This is a genomic window from Acinetobacter sp. CIP 102637 (assembly GCF_000368425.1).
Lineage (GTDB): Bacteria > Pseudomonadota > Gammaproteobacteria > Pseudomonadales > Moraxellaceae > Acinetobacter > Acinetobacter parvus.
Window position 1 is genome coordinate 1 of the sequence record NZ_KB849437.1, and the last position, 3,387, is coordinate 3,387.

Here is a 3,387-nt window from a genome sequence, read left to right on the forward strand (position 1 = left end):
AGACCAATGATCAAAAACTTCATTGATGACTTTATTCTCGATAAAAATCATCTGCTACCACAGAGAGTCTATAAATAACAGTGCGTAAGTCCTATCATCTTAAAAGGAATAGAAAATGTCATCATTATTTTATATTTGGGATGCCAAACAACACCATCCTGATGTTGAAATTAACGATCTTGAACAAGCAGAATATTATGCGACACATCCACAGTATACGGGGTATAGTGAGAATTTAGCACAATGTTTACGTGCTATTATTAAAATAGTGACTGACCCAGAACTTTCAGAAAACTTTGATCAGGATATTATAGATTTTTTTGATAATGCAGAGGGATATATTGTGCCAACACAAGAGAATGTGTTGGATATAGATCGCTATTTTTTTGAAAAAAGTCAATATTTATATAAAATCGTTGTTGAAGCGATTATAAAATACGATGTAGTGGGCTTTGATGCAGGGGCTTATATTTTTTTCAGTAAAGGTAAGGTATTTCCAAAAGAGGCCAGTATTCAACGCTGGCTAAGTACAGTTCAACCCATTACCAAAGATCAGTTAAGCCAGTTTAAAGTATTACCAGCCAGTCAGGATAAATTGGTTCAGTTCTATCATCAGTGGTTAAAGGAAAATGAAAATATATTGGGTTTTTGGGATAAAGAAAAAAAATCAGAATAATCAAGGGTTCGGTTTGTATAGAGATTTTAGTCAAAATATATATGAAAAAATTCTTATAGTAACTGCATCAAATTTATCTAAATATGAACTAGGTTATTCTCATGTTTCTTTAAGCAGTTATATTCAAGTTTCTGAAGATAAGGCTTTTACTATTCTTAGACAACATCCGATTAAAGATTTTACCCTACAATATATACCAGAACTGCATGGGGTTGAGGGTAAACCCTTGGCGATAACACACCCTAAACAGCTTGAAAGTATTTTTAAACAAATTTATGGTTTTTTAATTTATGATGCTGAACAACACAAAGATTTAGAAACATTAAATCAGTGGATTAATCATGGTGATGAAAAAAAATATATAATAGGTAATGCAGTAGTAAATCGGCTGGCTTTCGCTAAATACTTAAATGATCCTCTATATGATCAACTAATTCAGGAAGCTTTATCTTATGTTGAAAGAGGAGCTAAAGCTCTACCTCATCTTGCTAATTGGACAATAGAGAAATTGTACGAAGAAGTTGAGAAAAGATATAATAGTATTATATCCTAAAATTATTTGATAGATTTTTATAAAAATGAGTTATTTAATAGCTCATTTTTGTATTTTATTAGGGTTTTAATAGTTTTAAAAGGAATAGAAAATGTCCTCATTATTTTATATCTGGGATACGAGGTAGCACTATCCTGATTTTGTTTAGTCGAAACTTATACCTCAACAGCGAATCAGGTCTACGTCATGGTTGGAAAAACTATCTATCTACTAATTATTGCTGCACATAGCAATGATCAGAATGGTTCAGAAACCATCAAACTGGAGTTGTCAGGCTTTAGTCAGGGTACGGTACTGACCGATGGAACGAACTACATCACCATTAGTTCAACCCAGCAATGGATAGATATCAGCACATGGGACTGGACACAGTTACGCTTTGCTAGTAGCAAAAATCAGGATATGACCATACAGGTCAAAGCCACAGCGATTGAACAAAGCAACCAGCACAGTGCAAGCACGATAAAGAACATTGCGATCAAAATGTTAGATGGACAGGCTTGTGTCAATCCATGGCAGTTGGTGAATGGCTTTGTATCAACGTGGATAAACCAAATTCCATCTGTTTCTTTAACAGTGAAAGCACAGTGTGCAAAATACTGGATAAAACGACCACCTATTCCTGTTCGTAACATACCAGTCATTCCTATTTCTTGAACCACTTGGATATGAGACAAAATCTCATATCCTTTTAACTGGTTACATAGCTAATTTTGCGGATACTAAACGATTCATACTTACACCACGTTCTGCTGCTTCTAATGCTAGTTTTTGATGAACCATTGATGGAACACGTACAGCAAAACGACCACTATATTTCTTCTCTGAAAGTGGCACTGGTACTTTTTCATTATTACTGATCATATCGGCTACAACCTCAGCAACAACATTAACAATACCTGAAAATGCTTTAGATTGATCTGCATCAAGCCAAGATAATGATGGAAATTCAGCACATTGTCCAACGTATTCATTATCTTCTGCTGACCACATAACACGGTAAGTATATTGCTTACTATCCATTTTCCACCTCACAATACGTTAAGTTTATCGAGTGCAGCCAAAACTTGCTTCACTTGGTATGGTTTAGCTTTCCCACCATCATCTTGAAGGTTTATACGAGGATCGCCTTGCCACGGTGTTTTAAATACGGTGTGACTACCACCTGTTTGTCTTGGCTCACCAAAATACTGTTTGCAAACCTTGATTAAATCCACAAAACGAATATTTTTTGGATTATTCCGCATTTGCTCTATGAGTTGATCAATATTAGCCATTAATATGCTCAATAATTCCAATCTCTAAATAGTATCAATAATGGTACTATTATTCAAGTGCTGATTTCACCATCACCATGTACAAGCCAAGACGGATTAACCTTTAGATACTCTGCTATTTCTCGAAGTTGATGGAAAGATGGTTCATGTTTACCTTGTATCCAATCTAATACAGGTTCAGCAGTTTCATATCCTAGTTGTTCAGCAATGTGTGTATATTTAATTTCTTTTACCTGTAATGAATTAAACAACTCTATTGCTTTAGTTAAGCGATTTGATAGTTCTTTCTTGCGATCAATAAGTTGATATTGGTTCAATACACTATTATTGTCTAATTTTTTAAAGTTAAAGCTTTTTTCTAATCGTGCCACAATTTCAGCATTCATAGATCGTTTCAAGCCTTGAGCTTCATTTTCAATTTTTAACTTTAATGTTGTTGGTAATCTAAGTTTAAATTGTGCATCTACTGTTTGTGGTTTATTCATTTTCGGCTCATTACGAAAGGAACGACTGGTACGTTACGAACAAGAATGGGTGGTATGTTTATGCAGGAATATGCAAATAAACTTATAGTCAGTATTGATGATACTGTTTTAGATAAACCATATAGTCAACATATGGACTTGGTTAGCTATTTTTGGTCAGGCAAACACCACCGATCCGTCAAGGGGATTAATCTCATTACCTTGTATGCGACAGATCAGAATGGTCAAAATATTCCAATTAATTTCCGAATTTATGACAAATCTGAGGGTAAAACCAAGAATGATTACTTTATGGATATGTTAAGTGAAGTACTCAGTTGGGGTGCAAAGATTCAATTTATTACAGGGTCAAGTGGTCTGGCTCAAAGATTTTGGCTTTGTACAATTATTTAAGAC

General features: G+C 34.3%; 6 protein-coding genes and 1 pseudogene. 4 read left to right on the forward strand and 3 right to left on the reverse strand.

From position 1 onward, the window contains the following. The first annotated feature begins 115 nt into the window (after nt 1–115). From F967_RS14605 to F967_RS13275, 3 genes are all read left to right on the forward strand, one after another. The gene (locus F967_RS14605) at nt 116–676 is read left to right on the forward strand and encodes a hypothetical protein (RefSeq protein ID WP_004800672.1); all 561 of its coding nucleotides are present in this window, start codon (nt 116–118) and stop codon (nt 674–676) included. Continuing rightward, nucleotides 630–1,229, forward strand: a complete 600-nt coding sequence (locus tag F967_RS14610) for a hypothetical protein (RefSeq protein WP_004800674.1) — start codon at nt 630–632, stop codon at nt 1,227–1,229. Before F967_RS14605 ends, F967_RS14610 begins: the two co-directional genes overlap by 47 nt. Nucleotides 1,230–1,415: 186 nt before the next feature. Continuing rightward, nucleotides 1,416–1,886 carry a hypothetical protein gene (locus tag F967_RS13275; RefSeq protein WP_004800677.1) on the forward strand — a complete coding sequence of 157 codons (471 nt, stop codon included), beginning with the start codon at nt 1,416–1,418 and terminating at the stop codon, nt 1,884–1,886. Nucleotides 1,887–1,928: 42 nt separating this feature from the next. Here F967_RS13275 and F967_RS13280 read toward each other — a convergent pair whose 3' ends face one another. The 3 genes from F967_RS13280 to F967_RS13290 are packed head-to-tail and all read right to left on the reverse strand — an operon-like array spanning nt 1,929 to nt 2,991. Beyond that, the gene (locus F967_RS13280; RefSeq protein WP_004678285.1) at nt 1,929–2,252 is read right to left on the reverse strand and encodes a type II toxin-antitoxin system HicB family antitoxin; all 324 of its coding nucleotides are present in this window, start codon (nt 2,250–2,252) and stop codon (nt 1,929–1,931) included. Nucleotides 2,253–2,260: 8 nt separating this feature from the next. Beyond that, nucleotides 2,261–2,506, reverse strand: coding sequence for a hypothetical protein (locus tag F967_RS13285; RefSeq protein WP_004678286.1), 246 nt, complete (start codon nt 2,504–2,506; stop codon nt 2,261–2,263). A gap of 53 nt (nt 2,507–2,559) precedes the next feature. Further along, entirely contained in the window at nt 2,560–2,991 is a 432-nt protein-coding gene (locus F967_RS13290) for an Arc family DNA-binding protein (protein ID WP_004761294.1), read from the reverse strand. 75 nt (nt 2,992–3,066) lie between these two features. On the opposite strand from F967_RS13290, the pseudogene F967_RS13295 reads away from it, so the two are divergent. After that, nucleotides 3,067–3,345: pseudogene (locus F967_RS13295) on the forward strand (IS701 family transposase); the annotation flags it as partial. Nucleotides 3,346–3,387: the final 42 nt, after the last annotated feature.